Here is an 18,855-nt window from a genome sequence, read left to right as displayed (position 1 = left end):
CATGAAAAAGCCGTTAATAATTATGCATTATTAACGGCTTTTTTTATTCTTTGATAAAAGTGGTTATTTTACTTCTTTGCCCGCTGCTTGTTGATCAGCATGGTAGCTTGAGCGTACAAACGGACCTGAAGCCGCGTGAGTAAAGCCAATTTCGTCTGCATACGCTTTTAAGCCGTCAAACTCTACTGGTGGCACGTAGCGTTTAACCGGTAAGTGATGCTTAGAAGGTTGTAGATATTGGCCTACAGTTAGCATGTCAACGTTGTGTGCACGTAAATCGCGAAGTACTTCTTCAATTTCGCTAATTTCTTCACCTAAACCTACCATTAAGCCTGATTTAGTTTTAACTTCTGGGTGAGCTTCTTTAAAGCGACGAAGTAATTCTAATGACCATTTGTAGTCAGCACCTGGGCGAGCTAGTTTGTACAAACGTGGCGCAGTTTCAAGATTGTGGTTAAACACATCTGGTGGCGTCTCGATTAATATTTCTAATGCGCGGTCCATACGACCACGAAAATCAGGTACTAAAATTTCGATAGTGATAGTTGGGTTATGTTTACGAATCTCGCGAATACAATCGGCAAAATGCTGAGCACCGCCATCTCGTAAATCATCACGGTCAACTGAAGTGATTACAACGTAGCTTAGCTTCATATCTTTTATAGTAAGTGCTAGCTTTTCAGGTTCAGTGGCATCAGGTTTTAATGGGCGACCATGGGCAACATCACAAAATGGGCAACGACGAGTACAAATAGCACCTAAAATCATAAAGGTAGCTGTACCGTGGTTAAAGCATTCAGATAGGTTAGGGCACGAAGCCTCTTCACATACCGAGTGTAAGCCATGCTTACGTAGCGCTTTTTTAATGCCGTCAATGCGATCGGTTGATTTAGGTAAGCGAATTTTTAACCATTCTGGCTTACGCAACATTTCAGTTTTTTCTGTAGGTAAAACTTTTACTGGGATCAACGCCATTTTTTCTGCGTCGCGTAGTTTTACACCTGGTTCCATTTTGACTGGTTTATTCATTCGTTTTCAAACCCTTCAGTATGCTTAACCTGTGTTGCATTAAGCTTCTTGATCATGTGTTTCACCAATCCTTCACCTGCACTTTCTAGGTTTTGAGGACCATCTAATTCTTTAGTTTGCACCATATTCATGCCCGCATAACCACATGGGTTAATGCGTAAAAATGGACTTAGGTCCATGTTAACATTTAATGCTAAGCCATGAAACGAGCAACCACGACGAACTCGTAATCCAAGGGATGCAATTTTGCTGTCGTTAACGTAAACACCGGGTGCATCAGCTTTAGCATAAGCTTCAATACCATACTCGGCGAGTGATTCAATAATGCACTCTTCAAGCCATGTAACCAATTCACGTACACCAATCTTTAAACGACGTAGATTAAATAATACATACATCATTTGCTGGCCAGGGCCGTGATAAGTTACTTGTCCACCACGGTCAACTTTAATCACCTCAATGTCGCCAGGAGCTAGTAAGTGTTCGTCCTTACCAGCCTGACCTTGGGTGAATACACTCTCGTGCTCTACAAGCCAAATTTCATCTGGCGTATTTTCATCACGGGTGTCGGTAAAGTCCTGCATTTTTTGCCAAATTGGCATATAACGCTGACGACCCAGTTGGCGTACGATCAAAGTGTTTTCGTTCACAACAAATCTCAACTATGGCTTAAAGCATGTGGCGTACGTCATCAATATTGCTGATCACGTTGTAAATTTCTTCAATGTGTTTGCCACTGGTAACCGTTGCTACAAGGCTTACTGACTCGTAATTACCTTTGCTGCTTGGTTTTACTTTAGGGGCGTAATCGCCAGGTGCTATTGGTTGTAACTTAGCTAAAATTTGATCAGTTAAGTTTACATTAGCTAAACCCATTATTCTGAATGTAAATGGGCAAGGGTACTCTAGGTACTCATCAAATTTAGTATCTTTAACAGGTTGAACCACGACGGTGACTCCTCATACAAAAGTGTGGACTCTATGCAAGCTCGAAGCTTAATACAGATAGGCAATTAGCAGTCTTGCTTATATGGGGCGCATTCTAACATTTTTCAAGTAAAAAAAAACGCCTCACAGTGGAGACGTTTAAATTAGTTACCCTAGTTAATAGGGGAGCTATAAATTACTGCATGATCTGTAAACGTAAGTAATCATAAATTTTGCTAAAGAAGCTGCCTTCTTCCACTTCTTCAAGTGTTACCAGTGGGTATTGAGCAATATCTTCGCCCTCTAGTTGTAAGAATAACGTACCTACTTTAGTACCTTTAGCAAGTGGTGCTTCAAGCGTATTATCTAGCTCAAAGTTAGCTTTAAGGTTTTTATGCTGACCACGTGGGATAGTAATCGGTGTATCTTCTAAAATACCTAAAGATACATTTTCTTTGTTACCCATCCAAATACGTTGTTCTGCAAAGCTATCGCCTGCTTTGTACGGAGTAATTGTTTCATAAAAACGAAAACCATAGTTAAGTAGTTTTTTACTTTCTACTTTACGAGCTCGTTCGCTGGTAGTACCCATAACAACAGCAATTAAACGCATATCGTTTTTAGTTGCTGAGGTAACTAGGCTGTAGCCAGCTTCTGATGTATGACCAGTTTTAATACCGTCAACATCTAAGCTTTCGTCCCACAATAATGAGTTACGGTTATATTGCTTAATGCCGTTATAAGTAAACGATTTTTGCTTATAAAGTGCATATTCATCTGGCACATCACGAATAAGTGCAGCACCAAGTGTCGCCATATCGCGAGGCGTTGTGAAGTGCTCGTCAGTATCAAGGCCGTGGCTGTTGATAAAGTGGCTGTTGCTCATACCTAATTTAGCAGCATGGGCATTCATTAAATCAGCAAATGCGCTTTCGCTTCCAGCAATATGCTCAGCCATTGCAACACATGCATCATTACCTGATTGGATAATAATACCGTGGTTAAGCTGATCAACACTAATTTGCTTACCTACTTCAATAAACATCTTTGAAGATTCTGGGAAGTTTTTAGCCCATGCTTTTTCGCTTACCGTTACCATATCGGTAGTGGCAATATTACCTGCTTTAATTTCAGTACCAATTACATAACTGGTCATCATTTTAGTTAAACTTGCAGGTGCTAGCTGTGTATCGGCTTCACCTTCAGCAATAACTTTACCTGTTGTAAAGTCGACCAAAAAATAACCTTTTGCATTAACTTGAGGTGGTGCCGGAATAATTTGGGCGCTGGCTGAAAATACGGCGGCTGTACAAACTAGGCCGCATACACCTTTGAGGATTTTATGTTTAATAGATTTCATCATACTCATTAATGGTTAAAGTTAAAGATTCGCGTTACGCCATTTTATACCCAAACCACCCCAAGATGCGAGCATCCTGGGGTAGTTTGGGTATTAGTCTTACTGAGTGTAAAGCAAGAACGCGTTTTGAAATTGATTTTGTTTTAATTTTTTTAATACTTCGTCTGCATGAGGGGTGTCTTTTATTGGCCCTAAATGCAGTCTGTAAATGTCGTCTTTTTGAACGATATTTGTTGGTAATTTGTATTGCTCTCGCAATGTGCTGGCAAGCGCTTCAATATTAGCAAGTGTACTACCTGCAGCTACCTGAATATAGGTTTGACGCGCAGTTGCGCCCGCAAGCGTAACTGCCTCTAGCTTAACCTTTGCTGTACCATGGGTGTAATAGCCAAGCTTATAAGCGGCTGCGTACGAAAGGTCAATTATTCTATCGTCATGAAACGGGCCCCGGTCGTTTACGCGCACAATTACCGATTTACCATTTGCTGTATTGGTTACTTTAACAAAGCTAGGTAGCGGCAGCGTTTTATGCGCAGCGGTCATGGCAAACATATCGTACGTTTCACCATTTGAGGTGTGATAACCATGAAATTTACGACCATACCAAGAGGCAACACCTTCCTCGCTAAAGCCAGTCTCATCAAGCATGGGCGAATAACTTTTACCAAGCACTGTATACGGACGGCTGGCGCTGGCACTTTTAGTTACTTCGGTAACTATAGCGTCTTGCATCTCAAGTGTAGTTGGGGCTCTTAATGGCGCTGCATCATGACGCATGCTATAACGGCTACTTGAGCCGCTACTACATGCACTTAAAAGCAAAATTAATAACGTGGTAAATATAAGCTGATTAGTGTGTCGCATTATTTTAAAAGCATCCTTTTATCTGTTGCGATTGACATAATAATGCCAAATCCTGCCATTAACGTCACCATCGATGTACCACCATAACTAATCAGTGGTAAAGGTACGCCTACAACAGGTAATAAACCCGATACCATGCCTATGTTTACAAATACGTACACAAAAAAGGTGAGGGTGAGTGCGCCTGCGAGCAATTTACCAAATGCATCTTGTGCATTAACAGCAATGTATAAACCACGGCCAATAATAAATAAATAGAGACTAAGTAAAACACATACGCCAAATAAACCAAATTCTTCGCTTAAAACCGAAAATATAAAGTCGGTGTGGCGCTCTGGCAAAAATTCTAATTGCGATTGCGTACCAAGCAGCCAGCCTTTACCTTCTATACCGCCTGAGCCAATAGCAATTTTAGATTGAATAATATGATAACCCGAACCGAGCGGATCGCTCTCAGGGTCTAAAAAGGTGAGTACACGCTGCTTTTGATAATCGTGCATACCGTAGTGCCAAAATGGCCATGCGGCAAGCGCTACAATAGAGCTTAAAAAGCCGATTAAACGCCAACTTAATCCAGACAAAAACAAAACAAATATACCTGAACTTGCAATAAGTATAGCGGTACCTAAATCGGGTTGTTCTTTAATTAATAATGTAGGGAGCATTACAATCATAAAGCCAATAATTAAGTGCATTGGCCGAGGAGGTAAGTGGTTACGCCCTATATACCAAGCTACCATCATCGGGACTGCCAACTTCATTAATTCTGCAGGTTGAAACCGTGTCACCCCTAAATCGAGCCATCGCTGTGCGCCTTTTGAGCTTACGCCAAATAAAAGTACACCCACTAGCATTAATAAACCAACGCAATAAAGTGGGATCACTAAACGCTTTAATGTGGCAGGCGAAAATTGGGCCAAAACAACCATAGCAACAACCGCACCGCCCATACGAGTCATGTGCCTAATCATCATTGAAGAGTCTTGGCCGCTTGCGCTGTAAACAACCATTATGCTACCAGCCATCATTATGAGTAATGCAATAAGCAGTGGTAGGTCTAGATGCATACGCATCCAAATAGAGCGTTTATCGTGCAAAGCGGTCATGGTGTATCGTTCCTTGCAAGATTAACTGGATTGGCTGCAAAGTAGTAATCCATAAGTTGGCGAGCAATTTGAATACCACCGTGGTTGTTTTCTAATACAACAGAAACCACAATTTTAGGATCGTTGTAAGGTGCAAACCCTACGTAAATTGTGTTGTCACGCTGGCGCTCTTTAAGCGATTCTGCATCGTAGCGTTCACCTTGGGCAATACTAACTACCTGTGCAGTACCCGTTTTACCAGCCGAGTCGTAGTTAGTGCCTTTAAATGCTTTGTGCGCTGTGCCTGATATTTTTTGAACTGTATTATGCATTGCATCTAACGATACTTGCCAATGGCGTGGATCTTTTAAAATAACAGGGGGTTTTTCTTCGTTGTTAATTTGCGTTATGTCGCTATCTTTTTTTATTACTTGCACCAAATGAGGTGGATGATTAATACCACGATTAACTAATATGTTAGTCGCATTTGCAATTTGAATTGGTGTAGCAGTCCAGTAACCTTGACCAATACCTACCGAAATAGTATCACCACGCCACCAAGACTCTTTAAAGCGTCCTTCTTTCCATTCTTTTGAAGGTAGAATAGCAGTAGTTTCTTCATGAATATCAATACCTGACAAATCGCCGTAGCCAAAACGGGCCATAAAATCACTGATTTTAGTAATGCCTAATCGATAAGCCGCATCGTAAAAATAGGTATCGCACGACTCTTCAATCGCCTTGTATACATCCACATGACCATGGCCCCAACGTTTCCAATCTCGCCATTTGTGTTCAACATTTGGAATTTGAAAAAAACCAGGATCCCACATTGATGTTGATTCATTTACTATATTTTCTTCAAGCGCTAATACAGCCATTAAGGGCTTTACCGTAGAGGCAGGCGCATAACGACCTTGCGTAGTGCGGTTTATTAGCGGACGGTCTTGGTTAAGTAACGCTTTATAATTTTTGCTGCTAATGCCGTGTACAAATAAATTTGGGTCATAACTTGGGTTTGAATAAAGTGCCAGCACGCCACCATCTTTTGCATCCATAACTACAACAGCGCCACGCATATCTTTAAGCCCATGCTGTGCAATTTGTTGCAAGCCAATGTCTAAGGTAAGTACTAAATCGCTACCAGGTTGTGGCTGGGTCATGCTTAGAGTGCGAATTACACGGCCACGGTTATTAACTTCTACCCGTTGTGAGCCCACTTTACCGTGCAATGTCTCTTCATAGTATTTTTCTAATCCGAGCTTGCCAATATCATATGTAGCACGGTAATTGGTTGCACGATCTTCTTGTTCTAATTGGTTTAGCTCTTTTCTATTAAGCTTGGCAACATATCCAAGCGCATGCGTTAGCGTGTCGCCAAATGGGTAGTAGCGAGCCAGACGTGCCTCAATACTAAAACCAGGAAATTTATGCTGATTAACCGAAAATTTCGCCACTTCTGTTTCGTCTAAGCGGGCTTTTAGTACTTGCGATTTAAAACGACGGGTGTGTTTTATATCTTTTAAAAAGTCTTGTTTGTCTTGCTCTGTAATCGCAATTATTTTACTTATTTTATCAAGCGATTCGTCAAGGTCGTCTACTTCTTCGGGGATGACTTCAAGGTTGTAAACAGGTTTGTTTTCAGCAAGTAGCACACCGTTACGGTCGTAAATTAAACCACGGTTGGGTGCAATAGGAATAACTTTAATGCGGTTATCGTTGGAGCGGGTTTGGTAGTCTTGGTGATCTTCTACCTGAATAGTATAAAGATTAGAAAGTAGTACAGCGACTAATCCTAATACAAAAACAAAACCCACGAATGCTCGCCTAGCAAATAAGTTTGCTTCTGCGGAGTGGTCACGAATAGTGGGTCTATGTTTTAGCATGGCAAGGGGTTACTCGCGATGATAAGGATGGTTGTTATTTAAGCTCCAGCCTCGGTAAAGGCTCTCTGCAACAATTATACGCACCAAAGGGTGCGGCAATGTTAAATTAGATAACGACCATTTTTGCTCAGAAGCTGCAATGCACTCTGGAGCAAGTCCTTCAGGTCCGCCAATAAGTAAACTTACATCGCGGCCATCGAGTTGCCATTTTTCCATATTTTTAGCAAGTTGGTGAGTATCCAGCGCTTTCCCTGTTACCTCTAACGTTACAATACGATTGCCTTTTGGAATAGCCGCTAATGTTTTTTCACCTTCAATGTGTAAAATACGTTTTATATCTGCATTTTTACCACGTTTTCCGGCTTGAATTTCAATTAACTCTAGGGCCATATCTTTAGGGAAACGTCGCTGATATTCTGCAAATCCCGTTTCTACCCATGCTGGCATTTTAGTACCAACAGCAATCATTTGTATTTTCACGTATTACTTCCAAGCATTGTCTAAAATGAGTGAGCGTTTAGCCCCACAGTTTTTCTAGATCGTAATAGCTACGTGCTTCGTTTTGCATCACGTGTACAACCACATCACCTAAATCAACCAGTGCCCATTCGCCGTCGCCTTCACCTTCATAACCTAGTGGCTCTGAATCTGCATGACGCGCTTCTTTTGCTAAGTGATCGGCAATTGACTGTACGTGGCGTTTAGAAGTACCAGAACAAATTACCATGTAATCTGTGATATCTGATGTTCCAGTAACGTCAATATGAACGATGTCACGCGCTTTCATATCGTCAATTTTGTCCATAGCAAAGGCGAGTAGTTGTTTTGAATCCAAGGTTTTGTCTCAATTTAAAAATTTAATGGCGCGCATTTTAACACGCTAGGAGTTTTTAAGCATCAATTTGATAGAGCTGATGCACTTCTATGTAATGACTCACTGCATCGGGCAATAGTTCATTCTTTTTATTACTTTTTTTCAGTTGTTCGCGAATGGTGCTTGAGGCCGCATCGAGCATTTCGCCCGGTAAAAAATAAAGTTTACCTGCAAGTGAGTGTTTAAGTGCCGCTACTTCGCCGGCATTTGCGCGTTGCATATAGCTTTTGAGCTCACCTTTTACAGTGCAATGTTGAGCAGGGCGCTGGTACACCACAATATGGCAAAGCTGCGTTATTGCCTTCCACTCAAACCACTTATCGAGATTGTTAAACGAGTCCATACCAATTAAAAATAAAATAGGTGTAGTGGGGTGCTCTTTACGAAGTTCTTGCAAACTAAGTAGCGAATACGATGGACCAGCTCGGTTAAGCTCTCTTAAATCGAGTTCAAAATGAGGATAAGGTGCAATGGCTGCGTTTAGCATATTAATACGGTGCTGAGTACTAATTCCCGGCGCTGCTTTATGTGCAGGTAATGCACAGGGCATAAAATAAAGCGTATTTAAATTAAACGCATTTACGCATTGCTGCGCCATATTTAGATGGCCTAAATGGACTGGGTCGAAAGTGCCACCAAAAATTGCGATCATTTTACACCCATTAGCTATTTATTAATTAACCGCGTGGCACGGCATAGGAATGTTGAGCGGCTGGCAAAATTTAATACAAATATGAGCAAGCGCTTGGTAAGGTGCAATTAAATTACCTTGCTTGTAACTGGCATCAAACAACGCAACATCACTGTTTATTTGTTCTAGTGTATGCATGTTTAAACGGTTAATAGCATTTTGAACTGGACCTTGTTGGTTTTTCCAAATTGCTTTTTGTTTAAATAAATTAGCGATAGGTTCGCCATTCAGTAAACCAAGTTGCACACTTATAAGTGTATTAAGCTCTTTGGTTATAGCCCACAAAATACTCACCACTTCGGTGTTATCGCTGGCAAGTTTGTTTAATACTTTTATAGCTTGTTTGGCGTGACCATTTAATAGCGCATCGCTTAAATCAAAAATATCAAACTTGGCTTGGTTTAACAGACCTTGCATTACTAATTGCTGAGTAATTAATGCATTGCCGTGCAGTAGCGAGAGCTTCTCAAGTTCCTGAAAACAGGCTAACAAGTTGCCTTCGGTGGCATTTATTAAGCTTACTTTGGCGTCGCTTTGCATATTAAGTGATAAACGTTGGCATTGCTCATCAAGCCATCGTTTTACATGAGAGCCCGTAAGCGGGTAGCAAGGTACAAATACACCTTGCTTATCAAGAGCTTTAAACCATGCTCCACGTTGTACTTCTTGGCTGGCTTTAGCGCCTTTAACAATTAAAATAGTATCGGGATTAACCAGCTCAACTACTTTTTTAAAGGTGTTGCTGCCAATAACGCCTGGCTTTTGTTGGTTTAAATCAAGCTCAATAATAGTGCGGGCGCTAAACAGCGACATACTTTGGTACTGGGCTATAATTTCTTGCCAATCGAATCCTTGCATTAAAGTAAACTTAATTACTTCATCAAAACCTTGTTGCTTAGCACTGTCGCGAATTTGTTGTACGCACTGCGCTTCTTGAAAAGGCTCTTCTCCAAATACTAAATAAAAGGGCTTTAGCCCTTTATTTAATTCACTCGGTAGTTGATTAGCGTAGCAGCGCATTATAGTTGCGACAGCTCTCTAACAATACGACGACTGGCTTGCTCACGAATTTCGCTAATAAGTAGCTCAAGCTCTTTTGCTTTTGCTAATGCATGATCCGGATCATCTTGGTAATTACGATAAAGCTCAAAACGTTTTTCTATCGCTTTTTCGCCTGGGCGTTTAACTACATACGATACGCCATAAGCGAGCTCATATTCAGCAACTTGGCCGTTTTGAAACAGCGAAAGTGTTTGGCGTTCAATGCTTTCTTTGCGTAAATACAATTGGGCTTTATCTTTAGCTGACGATACTAACTCTACGTTACTCGCTTTAAGCTCTTTTTTAAGCTCAGTGAATAAAGTCGATTTTTCGTCATCGCCTACAAGTGTTAGCTGTTTTAAGTTATCAGGCAGGCTAGAGGCTTTTTTTAAATGAAAGCCACAGCTTGATAACAAAAAACAGACTAGCACTAAGGCTAGTCCATTTTTAATGGCGTTAAATGCAGCCATATTAGTTAGCTACCACGTTAAGTAGCTTGCCTGGTACGTAAATGATTTTACGAATGGTTGAGCCATCAGTAAATTTAGTTACGTTAGATTCTGCAAACGCAAGGGCTTCTACTTGCTCTTGAGTTGCACCAGCTGCCACTGTTAACTTAGCGCGAAGCTTGCCGTTTACTTGTACGATGATTAGTTTTTCATCTTCAACAAGTGCAGACTCGTCAACTTTTGGCCATGCAGCATCTAAAATTTCGCCTTTTTTACCAAGCTCTTTCCAAAGCTCATGCGATAAATGCGGAGTAATAGGTGCAAGCATAATAACTAATGCTTCAAGTGCTTCGTTAGCAATCGCTACATCTTGTTTGTCGCTCAGTGGTGCTTTTAATAACTTATTAGAAAGCTCCATAATAGCTGCAATAGCGGTGTTAAAGGTTTGACGACGTTCAACATCATCAGTCACTTTAGCAATTGCTTTGTGTAAGTCTCGACGTAGTACTTTTTGCGGATTAGTTAGCGCTGATTTATCAAGTGCTTGGTAACCTACTGTTTTAACGTCTACCGCGTACTTCCATACACGTTTTAAGAAACGATGCGCGCCTTCAACGCCTGAGTCAGACCATTCAAGCGTTTGCTCTGGTGGTGCTGTAAACATCATGAATAAACGCACTGTATCTGCACCATACTGGGCAATTACATGTTGTGGGTCTATACCATTGTTTTTAGACTTAGACATTTTGCTCATGCCTGATGAGAATACCGGCTCGCCGTCTTCCTTGTGCCATGCTTTAGTAACGCGGCCTTTTTCGTCGGTTTCGGTGTTTACATCAGTTGGCGAAATCCAAATATCGCCGCCTTTTTCATCTTTACGATAAAATGTTTCAGCAAGTACCATACCTTGACAAAGTAAGCGGTCAAACGGCTCGTCTGAATTAACTAAACCAAAGTCACGTAATAATTTATGGAAAAAGCGCGAGTACAATAAATGTAAAATAGCGTGCTCAATACCACCAATGTATTGATTTACTGGTAACCAGTAGTTAGCAGCAGCAGGGTCTAGCATGCCTTCATCGTAGCGTGGGCTACAGTAACGAGCGTAATACCAAGACGACTCCATAAAGGTGTCAAACGTATCAGTTTCGTGAAACGCCGGTGCGCCATTAACTGTTGTTTTAGCCCACTCTGGGTCTGCTTTAAGTGGTGACGTTACACCGTTCATCACTACATCTTCTGGTAAGCGAACTGGTAGCATATCTTCTGTTGCGGCAAGTTCTTTACCATCTTCATCGCTAAGCATAGGAATTGGAGAACCCCAATAGCGCTGACGGCTCACACCCCAGTCACGCAGGCGAAAGTTTACTTTACGCTCACCAACACCGAGTGCTTCTAATTTATCGGCAATCGCTTTAAAACCAGCTTCAAAATCAAGGCCGTTAAATTCATCCGAATTTACAAGTACGCCTTTATCGGTAAATGCTGATTCTTTTAGGTTTACTTCAAGATCTGAACCTTCAGCAGGCGCTATGACTTGTTTTATATCTAGGCCGTACGCTGTTGCAAACTCAAAGTCGCGTTGATCGTGTGCAGGTACTGCCATTACAGCGCCTGAGCCATAATGCATTAATACAAAGTTAGCAACCCAAATTGGTACTTGCTCGCCCGTTAATGGGTGAGTGGCGTAAAAGCCTGTTGCTATGCCTTTTTTCTCCATTGTTGCCATGTCTGCTTCGGCAACTTTGGTGTTTTTGCATTCTTCAACAAACATTGCAATAGCATCGCTATTTTTAGCGGCTTCTTGCGCAATAGGGTGACCACCAGCAACAGCAACATACGTAACACCCATAAAGGTATCTGGACGAGTTGTGTATACGCTAAATGTTTCGTCGTTATCGGTGCGTTTAAATTCAATATCACACCCTTCAGAGCGGCCAATCCAGTTGCGCTGCATTGTTTTAACTTGCTCTGGCCAATCTTCTAACTTGTCTAAATCGTCAAGTAGCTCTTGTGCGTAGTCGGTAATTTTAATAAACCACTGTGGAATTTCTTTTTGCTCAACCACAGCGCCTGAACGCCAACCACGACCGTCAATAACTTGCTCGTTAGCGAGTACAGTTTGATCCACTGGATCCCAGTTAACTGTCGACATTTTTTTATACACTAGGCCTTTTTCGTAAAGCTTAGTGAAAAACCACTGCTCCCACTTGTAGTATTCTGGATGACATGTCGCAATTTCGCGATCCCAGTCATAACCAAAACCTAATTGCTTAAGTTGGGTACGCATGTAATCAATATTTTCGTATGTCCACTTAGCTGGTGCTGTTTTGTTTTTAATAGCAGCGTTTTCTGCAGGTAAACCAAACGCATCCCAACCCATAGGTTGCATTACGTTTTTGCCTTGCAGGCGCTGGAAACGAGAAACAACATCACCAATGGTGTAGTTACGCACATGACCCATATGCAGTCGACCACTCGGATAAGGGAACATAGAAAGGCAGTAATACTTTTCTTTGCTCTCATCTTCAGTGACTTTAAATACCTGGTTTTCTTCCCAGTAGCTTTGTACTTTTGACTCTATATCTTGCGGGTTATATTGCTCTTGCATCTATGGTTCCAGACTTCTTGCAAACTAATAAAAAATTGCCGTTAGGATACCCCAAATAAAACACTATTCACAGCGTCAAAAACATGCTTTTATTAAATTGTAACTTTCAGTGCAGGTTAACCTGCCTTTTTATAGTGTGGTTAGCTAAAGACATAAGTTACAGACTGATTTAACAGCAATTTTGAAGGAGTAAAAAATGACTGATTACAAAACATGGCTTAGCAGTTTTACCCATTGGATAAAAGATGTGAAAGAACATGGTTTAAAAGATGTGGTTTCTGGGTTTGTTGAATCTGAGCAGGCGCTTAAAGATTTAAGTCAAGAAAGATATGAGCTCTACAAAAGTTATTTAAAGAATGATATTGAACATATAGTAGAGAACGAATCACACTATAATTCGCTTGCATGGCAAGAGCTTAAAGAGTCTCTTTGGTTTGAACTTTCGCACATAGAAGATAAAACTCAACTTGAGTGGCAATCTCTTAGCCAAGATTTTAAGCACAATGGTGTGTATCACGCAGGCGAATGGATAGCCATGGGCACATTAGTATGTAAGAATTGCACCCATAGTTACGATGTTTATCACGCTACACAAATTACACCGTGTATTGAATGTGATGGAATCTATTTTAGTCGTAAGGCACTGCACCCTTAAATATAAGTATTAAGTGGCTGCGGGCCACTTAATACGCCCAAAGGCCAGCGAATATGCTGGTAAAAAAAGAAGTTAGAATGACGAAAAAATTGCTGCCACTATCTGTTTCAAAGCTCGCACCGAGTATTTCTACTAATCACGTAAACACGTGTATGAACAATCCATACCCAGAGCAACTTACGTTTATAGGCCAACAACGCGCCCAAAGTGCTTTAGATTTTTCATTAGGGATGGAACTGCCGGGTTACAACGTTTATGTAATGGGCGAGGCCGCTCACGGGCGCTTTACGCTTGTTAAAGATAAACTTAAACAACACGCAAAAGACCGCTCAACTCCAAACGAATGGTTATACGTAAACAATTACGATGACCACAGAGAACCTATTGCGCTGTTTATGCAACCAGGTCAAAGCAAGCAACTTAGTGACGATATAGATTCATTTTTAGATGAAGTACTCGACACCTTTCCTGCGGCATTTGATAACCCAGCGTATCAGCGTAAGAAAAAATCAATCGATCGTGAATTTAACGATGCCTACGACAGTGCTATTACCGCAGTAGAAATTGCGGCGTTTGAGCAAAGCGTTGCATTAGTTGAAGAAAAAAATTCAGTAGGGTTTGCACCACTTGTAGATGGTAAACAATTAAGCGACAGCGAATTTGGCGAACTTGAAGAAACGTTACGTGAAGAGTTTTTTGAAAAAATTGAAAAGCTAGAAGATGCATTAATAGAAGCGTTAATAGAGCTGCCACGTTGGAAACGCGAATCAAAAGAAAAACAACGCAATCTTAAAAAGTCGACTGCTGAGCAAGCCACTAAACCACTTTTAAAAGACTTAGAACATAAATATGCCACGCATATTGGTGTACTGCGCTATTTAAAAGATATACGCGTTGAAATTATAGACGCGGTACTTGAATGGCTAGATGACGAAGATGAAAGTGAAGAAAGCAAAGAAGACTTTGATCGCAAAGGCATGCTTACCGACTTTTTTGCACCTAACATTTTAGTTGAGTTTAAAGAAGACGACGCAGCACCGGTTGTGTACGAGCCCAACCCAACGTTTGGCAATATATTTGGCAAAATTGAGTATTCAACATCGCAAGGCTCTTTAATTACCTGTTATCGCTCAATTCAGGCTGGTGCATTGCATCGTGCTAATGGCGGTTATTTAATTATGGACGCTGAAAAAATCATGGCAAACCCACAAGTGTGGGATGGTTTAAAACTCGCGTTAAAAACACATCAAATTAAAAACGATTTACCGTACCAAGACAGCACAGTAGGGACTAGCTTTACACTTCGCCCGCAGCTTATACCGCTTGATGTTAAAATTATTTTATTAGGTTCGCGCGAGTTGTACTACACCATAGGTGAATACGATGAAGAATTTGCAGAGCTATTTAGAGTATTAGCCGACTTTGATTACTACTTGCCAAGTAGCGATAAATTGCAATACCAGTTTATTACTAAAGTAACCGAGTATTGCGAGCAAACATTAAAGTGCACTGCAACGCAGGCTGCTATGGTGCGTTTACTTAAATTTAGTTACCGCCAAGCTGAGCATCAAAATAAATTATCAGCGCGTTTTGCTGATGTACTTGAACTTATTGCAGAAGCCAGTTACTACGCAAAGCAAGACAAATTAGCCGTTATTGACGCGCACCATATTGACGAAGCCATTGAAGGCAAGCAATACCGTACCGGCCAAATTAGCGAAAATATGCTCAGTGATATAAAAGAAGGTCACACACTTATTGCAACCGACGGCCAAGCCATTGGTAAAGTAAATGGCTTAACCGTATTACACATTGGTGATACCTCATTTGGTACCCCTGCGCGTATTACGGCAACTGTTTATGCTGGCGCCGATGGCGTAATAGATGTTGAACGCGAAGCTGAGCTTGGTAAAGCAATTCACTCAAAAGGTGTTATGTTGCTTACCGGTTATTTAGGTAATAAATATGCGCAGCACTTTAGCTTAACGCTTAGCGCTAATATTGCCATTGAGCAAAGCTATGGTTACATAGATGGCGATAGCGCATCTTTAGCAGAGTTGTGTGCGCTTATTTCGTCTATTACAAGCCTACCTATTAGCCAATCAATTGCGCTTACAGGCTCTATTAACCAACACGGTGATGTACAAGCCATTGGTGGCGTAAACGAAAAAATAGAAGGCTTTTTTAAACTATGTAAAATGCGTGGTTTAACAGGTTCGCAAGGCGTTATCATTCCTAAATCAAACCAAGTTAACTTAGTGCTTGATGACGAAATACTTAATGCGGTTGAAGCGGGTAAATTTAATATTTACGCAGTTGAAACCGTAGACCAAGCGCTTAATTTGTTAATGGATATAGAAGCTGGCGATATTATTGATGACCAGTATCCAGAAAACTCAGTAAACGGTATTGCACTTGCTCGTCTTAAAGAGATTGCCGACATAGTAAACGGCGATGATGACGACGAAAAAGACGAAGAGCTAGATAACGAAAAAGGTTAATGATGATTAATATAATTTTGGCGGTAGTTATCGCCATTTTTTGTTTTTTAATATTTCAAAATAGTAAAAAAGCAAAACAACAAGCAGGCATAAATGCACAAATAGGTGCAGACTATTTAGCCGCTAACGCAAAGGTAGAAGGCGTAGTAGAAACGACTTCTGGCTTGCAGTATAAAGTAATCCATAAAAGCGAAAACGAAAACACACCAACCCCAAAAAGTATGGTTAACGTGCATTATCATGGCACACTAATCGACGGCACTGTGTTTGACAGTTCAGTAGAGCGTAAAACACCGATTAGCTTTGGTTTACACCAAGTTATTAAAGGCTGGACTGAGGGTTTACAACTTATGAGCCCCGGCGATAAATACACGCTATATGTACCGCACCAATTAGCGTACGGCGAAAAACGTGTAGGGAGTATTCCTCCTGCCTCAGTACTTATATTTGAAGTAGAGTTACTGGCAATTGAGTCTTAGTGATCAAATAACAAGGAAGTAAATTATGAATAAAGACGAATTACTTAAAATAGCCAAAGGTGATATTAACTTTACCTTTCAATCTATTATTTATGCATTAGCGCTGTGCTTACTCGTTGCAGCTGTTTTTTTACTAGAGATGAGCGTTAACCTACAAATGGGTTTAATAGTTTGTATTATCGGTGTGTTTGGAATGACTATTTATAATAATTTAAATACTCGCCTAAATGCGGCGCTTGCACTTATTGCGCTCTCACAAGATAACTAAAGCACTAAGTAAGCAACGAGTTAGTTTAATAAATTGGTATAAGCCCTACTTTAATAAAGTGGGGCTTTTTGCTTTTAGCTAACAATAAAATTTACTCAAGAATTTTAATACGAGGTCGATACCCATAATAGTTACAAAGCTATTTTAGGGATAAAATAATGAAGATTTCACTGACTCCCATTGCATACCAAGTACACAGCTCAAATACTCAACCTTTAGCGCAATCAGATAAACTACCTGTTGAAAAAGCGAGTGAAGAAAAGAGCGAGGAAGAAAATGAGGAAGAGCCAAAATATGTGTCATCAAAGTTTCTAGATACCAAAGCGCAAGAATATAGTGAAGATAACGCAACGTTTGGCAATCAATATAAAAACCTAGAAAAAGTATACAAGCACTTCACTGGGCGAGTTATTGCGCTGCAAGAGCAAATTAACAAACTTAAACAAAGCCCTGTACAACATAGTTTAACTATAAGTACTTCTGCAAGTGAGTTAGATAAAAGTGATGCAAATTCAGTTTTAGATGCTGACCACCTAGGTGCAAAAAAATATAAAAACACACCGCAACAAGAGCAGATAGATATGTTAGAGCTGCAATTAGGGGAGTTAAAGTCAGAGCAAGCAGCAATAAAACAACAAATGGTTGAGCTGGTTATTAGTGAAATGAAGAGGCGGGGCGACGACTATACTATTTAGCGCCGCCAACATGCTGGTGGGCTAGCTTTTAAACTCAATTTTACCCACTTCAAGTTTAAACCTACCTTCTTGCTTGCCTGCAATCATAAAGCCTAGCTGTTTTATATCGTCAAAATCAATAATAACCTGCTGCTCAAGCACGCGGCCGCGATACGTTAAAGTAAAATCACTCGGAGCAAAGTTTATATCTACCCATTCATTTTTTACTGTTTTAAATGAGTGGGTGTACGCTGCGCCATCAAGGTAATTGGTAGTTCTGAGCCTAAGCTGATAGGTTTGTCCATCCCCTTTAACGCGCAGTGCTATAGCTTTAGTATTTTGGCTTTGTGTATTTAGCTCTGTACGTATTGATGCAAAGCCGCCGTTATTATCAAGCGAAACATTGCCCGTAAAAAGCAAACTTTCTTGAGTTTGTGTTACTTGGCTATTAGATACACCGCCCATTACTGAGTCATTAACAACGTACCAGCGCTGATTTGCATTCGCTTGTGTACTTACAACTAATAAATTAAATACAAAAAGTGACGATAGTTGCTTTGTTGTCATACGTGTTTCCTAATTGGCATTAAGTAAGTGGAGTACTTATAACTAATACGCTTTAATAATGTATTTGTTCACTAATTTAAAACTAATTATTTTTACGAGCCCACTTATCCATTATTTTATTAAATAATATTTCATCATCAGTTTGCTCGCCAGGGCAGGTCTGCGCGCTACCTTGAGGCATGCCATTACTACCAAATACGGTTGAAGTATCAATTAAATAGCATTTACCGTTAAATTTTTCTAATCGTCGTGTGCCTATTGTATTTTGGCTAATAACTTCCGATTTTTGTGATTTAACCGGTGATTTAACCGGTGATTTAATTGTGGGCGTGGCAGCTATTGCATCATCAGTACTATCTGAGTTATCTGCTTCGCCAAACGTGACCATTTTTTTATGCGTTAAGTTATTTATAGGTGCGCCATAAATAGGCGCATACGGGTTAAGTTTTTTAAACGTTTGCGTGTTGGTATTAATGGTGTGGGCAGGGGGTTGAGGTTTATTTGTAATAGTGGGCTTTGTTACTGTTGCTGTTTTTGGTTTTTCGTCACGTTGTTTGGGTGTTTTAGTAGCTTGTGTTTGAGTTGTAGGTATTTTATTAGTGCTTACAGATTCAGGTACTTTTTTTACCTCTAACTTTGCAGGCTCAGCAATCGGTGCGTTAGTGGTGGTGTTAACGGTGCTTAACTTAGGTTGGGTTGATAAGTTAACCATTACATAAGCGTTTATTACGGTGTCTTTTTTTGTTTGAGGTTCTTCAACCTTTATTTTTTGCGAAAGTAATTTATGTGAAAGTAATAAGTACAGCAACACGCCATGTATACATAACGAGATAACCCACGGCCACGCATTCCCTTTATTCACATCAAACCCTCAACTTAATAGTGCTGTTAAGA

The 18,855-nt window shown here is 40.5% G+C and carries 20 protein-coding genes; 5 read left to right on the top strand and 15 right to left on the bottom strand.

The genetic code is table 11. The features are described 5' to 3' along the window. Positions 1 to 63: 63 nt before the first annotated feature. The 13 genes from lipA to leuS all read right to left on the bottom strand — a co-directional run bounded on the left by lipA (position 64) and on the right by leuS (position 12,817). On the bottom strand, positions 64 to 1,029 hold the full coding sequence (gene lipA, locus I6F44_RS08940) for a lipoyl synthase (RefSeq protein WP_002958515.1): 966 nt from the start codon (positions 1,027 to 1,029) through the stop codon (positions 64 to 66). Beyond that, positions 1,026 to 1,679 carry a lipoyl(octanoyl) transferase LipB gene (gene lipB, locus I6F44_RS08935; RefSeq protein ID WP_010554695.1) on the bottom strand — a complete coding sequence of 218 codons (654 nt, stop codon included), beginning with the start codon at positions 1,677 to 1,679 and terminating at the stop codon, positions 1,026 to 1,028. The genes lipA and lipB overlap by 4 nt, the downstream gene beginning before the upstream one ends. Positions 1,680 to 1,698: 19 nt before the next feature. Then, positions 1,699 to 1,977 (bottom strand): DUF493 family protein YbeD, encoded by a 279-nt coding sequence (gene ybeD, locus I6F44_RS08930; protein WP_002958517.1) that lies wholly within the window; start codon positions 1,975 to 1,977, stop codon positions 1,699 to 1,701. Positions 1,978 to 2,152: 175 nt separating this feature from the next. Next, the gene (locus I6F44_RS08925) at positions 2,153 to 3,316 is read right to left on the bottom strand and encodes a serine hydrolase (RefSeq protein ID WP_010554697.1); all 1,164 of its coding nucleotides are present in this window, start codon (positions 3,314 to 3,316) and stop codon (positions 2,153 to 2,155) included. Positions 3,317 to 3,415: 99 nt separating this feature from the next. Further along, positions 3,416 to 4,180, bottom strand: a complete 765-nt coding sequence (locus I6F44_RS08920) for a septal ring lytic transglycosylase RlpA family protein (RefSeq protein ID WP_121954930.1) — start codon at positions 4,178 to 4,180, stop codon at positions 3,416 to 3,418. After that, complete coding sequence (gene rodA, locus I6F44_RS08915; protein ID WP_007585558.1) at positions 4,180 to 5,286, bottom strand: rod shape-determining protein RodA; 1,107 nt, start codon at positions 5,284 to 5,286, stop codon at positions 4,180 to 4,182. The genes I6F44_RS08920 and rodA overlap by 1 nt, the downstream gene beginning before the upstream one ends. Next, positions 5,283 to 7,151: a penicillin-binding protein 2 gene (mrdA, locus tag I6F44_RS08910; RefSeq protein ID WP_024591126.1), complete on the bottom strand. Its 1,869-nt coding sequence runs from the start codon at positions 7,149 to 7,151 to the stop codon at positions 5,283 to 5,285. The genes rodA and mrdA overlap by 4 nt, the downstream gene beginning before the upstream one ends. A 9-nt stretch (positions 7,152 to 7,160) precedes the next feature. Next, positions 7,161 to 7,631 (bottom strand): 23S rRNA (pseudouridine(1915)-N(3))-methyltransferase RlmH, encoded by a 471-nt coding sequence (gene rlmH, locus I6F44_RS08905; RefSeq protein ID WP_007585562.1) that lies wholly within the window; start codon positions 7,629 to 7,631, stop codon positions 7,161 to 7,163. 37 nt (positions 7,632 to 7,668) lie between these two features. After that, positions 7,669 to 7,986, bottom strand: coding sequence for a ribosome silencing factor (gene rsfS, locus I6F44_RS08900; protein WP_007585564.1), 318 nt, complete (start codon positions 7,984 to 7,986; stop codon positions 7,669 to 7,671). A 55-nt stretch (positions 7,987 to 8,041) separates the two neighbouring features. Next, a complete protein-coding gene (gene nadD / locus I6F44_RS08895) occupies positions 8,042 to 8,677 on the bottom strand; it encodes a nicotinate-nucleotide adenylyltransferase (protein WP_121954931.1) in 636 nt (211 codons plus the stop codon). Positions 8,678 to 8,698: 21 nt separating this feature from the next. After that, on the bottom strand, positions 8,699 to 9,736 hold the full coding sequence (gene holA, locus I6F44_RS08890) for a DNA polymerase III subunit delta (RefSeq protein WP_010554702.1): 1,038 nt from the start codon (positions 9,734 to 9,736) through the stop codon (positions 8,699 to 8,701). Further along, complete coding sequence (locus tag I6F44_RS08885) at positions 9,736 to 10,227, bottom strand: LPS-assembly lipoprotein LptE (RefSeq protein ID WP_010554703.1); 492 nt, start codon at positions 10,225 to 10,227, stop codon at positions 9,736 to 9,738. Before I6F44_RS08885 ends, holA begins: the two co-directional genes overlap by 1 nt. A 1-nt stretch (position 10,228) precedes the next feature. Next, positions 10,229 to 12,817 (bottom strand): leucine--tRNA ligase, encoded by a 2,589-nt coding sequence (gene leuS, locus I6F44_RS08880; protein WP_197173620.1) that lies wholly within the window; start codon positions 12,815 to 12,817, stop codon positions 10,229 to 10,231. 196 nt (positions 12,818 to 13,013) lie between these two features. Between leuS and I6F44_RS08875 the strand changes: the two genes are divergently transcribed. From I6F44_RS08875 to I6F44_RS08855, 5 genes are all read left to right on the top strand, one after another. Continuing rightward, the gene (locus I6F44_RS08875; RefSeq protein ID WP_007585575.1) at positions 13,014 to 13,472 is read left to right on the top strand and encodes a zinc ribbon-containing protein; all 459 of its coding nucleotides are present in this window, start codon (positions 13,014 to 13,016) and stop codon (positions 13,470 to 13,472) included. Positions 13,473 to 13,549: 77 nt separating this feature from the next. Beyond that, positions 13,550 to 15,973: a Lon protease family protein gene (locus tag I6F44_RS08870; protein ID WP_231612815.1), complete on the top strand. Its 2,424-nt coding sequence runs from the start codon at positions 13,550 to 13,552 to the stop codon at positions 15,971 to 15,973. A gap of 2 nt (positions 15,974 to 15,975) precedes the next feature. After that, a complete protein-coding gene (locus tag I6F44_RS08865) occupies positions 15,976 to 16,452 on the top strand; it encodes an FKBP-type peptidyl-prolyl cis-trans isomerase (protein WP_007585579.1) in 477 nt (158 codons plus the stop codon). A 25-nt stretch (positions 16,453 to 16,477) separates the two neighbouring features. Then, a complete protein-coding gene (locus tag I6F44_RS08860) occupies positions 16,478 to 16,720 on the top strand; it encodes a hypothetical protein (protein ID WP_197173619.1) in 243 nt (80 codons plus the stop codon). 158 nt (positions 16,721 to 16,878) lie between these two features. Further along, positions 16,879 to 17,415: a hypothetical protein gene (locus I6F44_RS08855; protein WP_197173618.1), complete on the top strand. Its 537-nt coding sequence runs from the start codon at positions 16,879 to 16,881 to the stop codon at positions 17,413 to 17,415. A gap of 21 nt (positions 17,416 to 17,436) precedes the next feature. Here I6F44_RS08855 and I6F44_RS08850 read toward each other — a convergent pair whose 3' ends face one another. After that, on the bottom strand, positions 17,437 to 17,961 hold the full coding sequence (locus I6F44_RS08850; protein ID WP_197173617.1) for a CIA30 family protein: 525 nt from the start codon (positions 17,959 to 17,961) through the stop codon (positions 17,437 to 17,439). An 82-nt stretch (positions 17,962 to 18,043) separates the two neighbouring features. After that, positions 18,044 to 18,823: a hypothetical protein gene (locus I6F44_RS08845; protein WP_197173616.1), complete on the bottom strand. Its 780-nt coding sequence runs from the start codon at positions 18,821 to 18,823 to the stop codon at positions 18,044 to 18,046. Between the last annotated feature and the right edge of the window lie 32 nt (positions 18,824 to 18,855).

Origin of the sequence: Pseudoalteromonas sp. NZS11_1, from assembly GCF_015864275.1 — a bacterium.
Classification (GTDB): Bacteria; Pseudomonadota; Gammaproteobacteria; order Enterobacterales; family Alteromonadaceae; genus Pseudoalteromonas; species Pseudoalteromonas arctica.
This window is presented reverse-complemented; position numbering and strand designations above follow the sequence as displayed.

Excerpts from the sequence above, each read along its gene's own strand:
- lipA (WP_002958515.1), bottom strand. The coding sequence starts at position 1,029 with ATGAATAAACCAGTCAAAATGGAACCAGGTGTAAAACTACGCGACGCA.
- I6F44_RS08925 (WP_010554697.1), bottom strand. The coding sequence starts at position 3,316 with ATGAAATCTATTAAACATAAAATCCTCAAAGGTGTATGCGGCCTAGTT.
- I6F44_RS08920 (WP_121954930.1), bottom strand. The coding sequence starts at position 4,180 with ATGCGACACACTAATCAGCTTATATTTACCACGTTATTAATTTTGCTT.
- rodA (WP_007585558.1), bottom strand. The coding sequence starts at position 5,286 with ATGACCGCTTTGCACGATAAACGCTCTATTTGGATGCGTATGCATCTA.
- mrdA (WP_024591126.1), bottom strand. The coding sequence starts at position 7,151 with ATGCTAAAACATAGACCCACTATTCGTGACCACTCCGCAGAAGCAAAC.
- nadD (WP_121954931.1), bottom strand. The coding sequence starts at position 8,677 with ATGATCGCAATTTTTGGTGGCACTTTCGACCCAGTCCATTTAGGCCAT.
- holA (WP_010554702.1), bottom strand. The coding sequence starts at position 9,736 with ATGCGCTGCTACGCTAATCAACTACCGAGTGAATTAAATAAAGGGCTA.
- I6F44_RS08885 (WP_010554703.1), bottom strand. The coding sequence starts at position 10,227 with ATGGCTGCATTTAACGCCATTAAAAATGGACTAGCCTTAGTGCTAGTC.
- leuS (WP_197173620.1), bottom strand. The coding sequence starts at position 12,817 with ATGCAAGAGCAATATAACCCGCAAGATATAGAGTCAAAAGTACAAAGC.
- I6F44_RS08875 (WP_007585575.1), top strand. The coding sequence starts at position 13,014 with ATGACTGATTACAAAACATGGCTTAGCAGTTTTACCCATTGGATAAAA.
- I6F44_RS08870 (WP_231612815.1), top strand. The coding sequence starts at position 13,550 with ATGACGAAAAAATTGCTGCCACTATCTGTTTCAAAGCTCGCACCGAGT.
- I6F44_RS08865 (WP_007585579.1), top strand. The coding sequence starts at position 15,976 with ATGATTAATATAATTTTGGCGGTAGTTATCGCCATTTTTTGTTTTTTA.
- I6F44_RS08860 (WP_197173619.1), top strand. The coding sequence starts at position 16,478 with ATGAATAAAGACGAATTACTTAAAATAGCCAAAGGTGATATTAACTTT.
- I6F44_RS08855 (WP_197173618.1), top strand. The coding sequence starts at position 16,879 with ATGAAGATTTCACTGACTCCCATTGCATACCAAGTACACAGCTCAAAT.
- I6F44_RS08850 (WP_197173617.1), bottom strand. The coding sequence starts at position 17,961 with ATGACAACAAAGCAACTATCGTCACTTTTTGTATTTAATTTATTAGTT.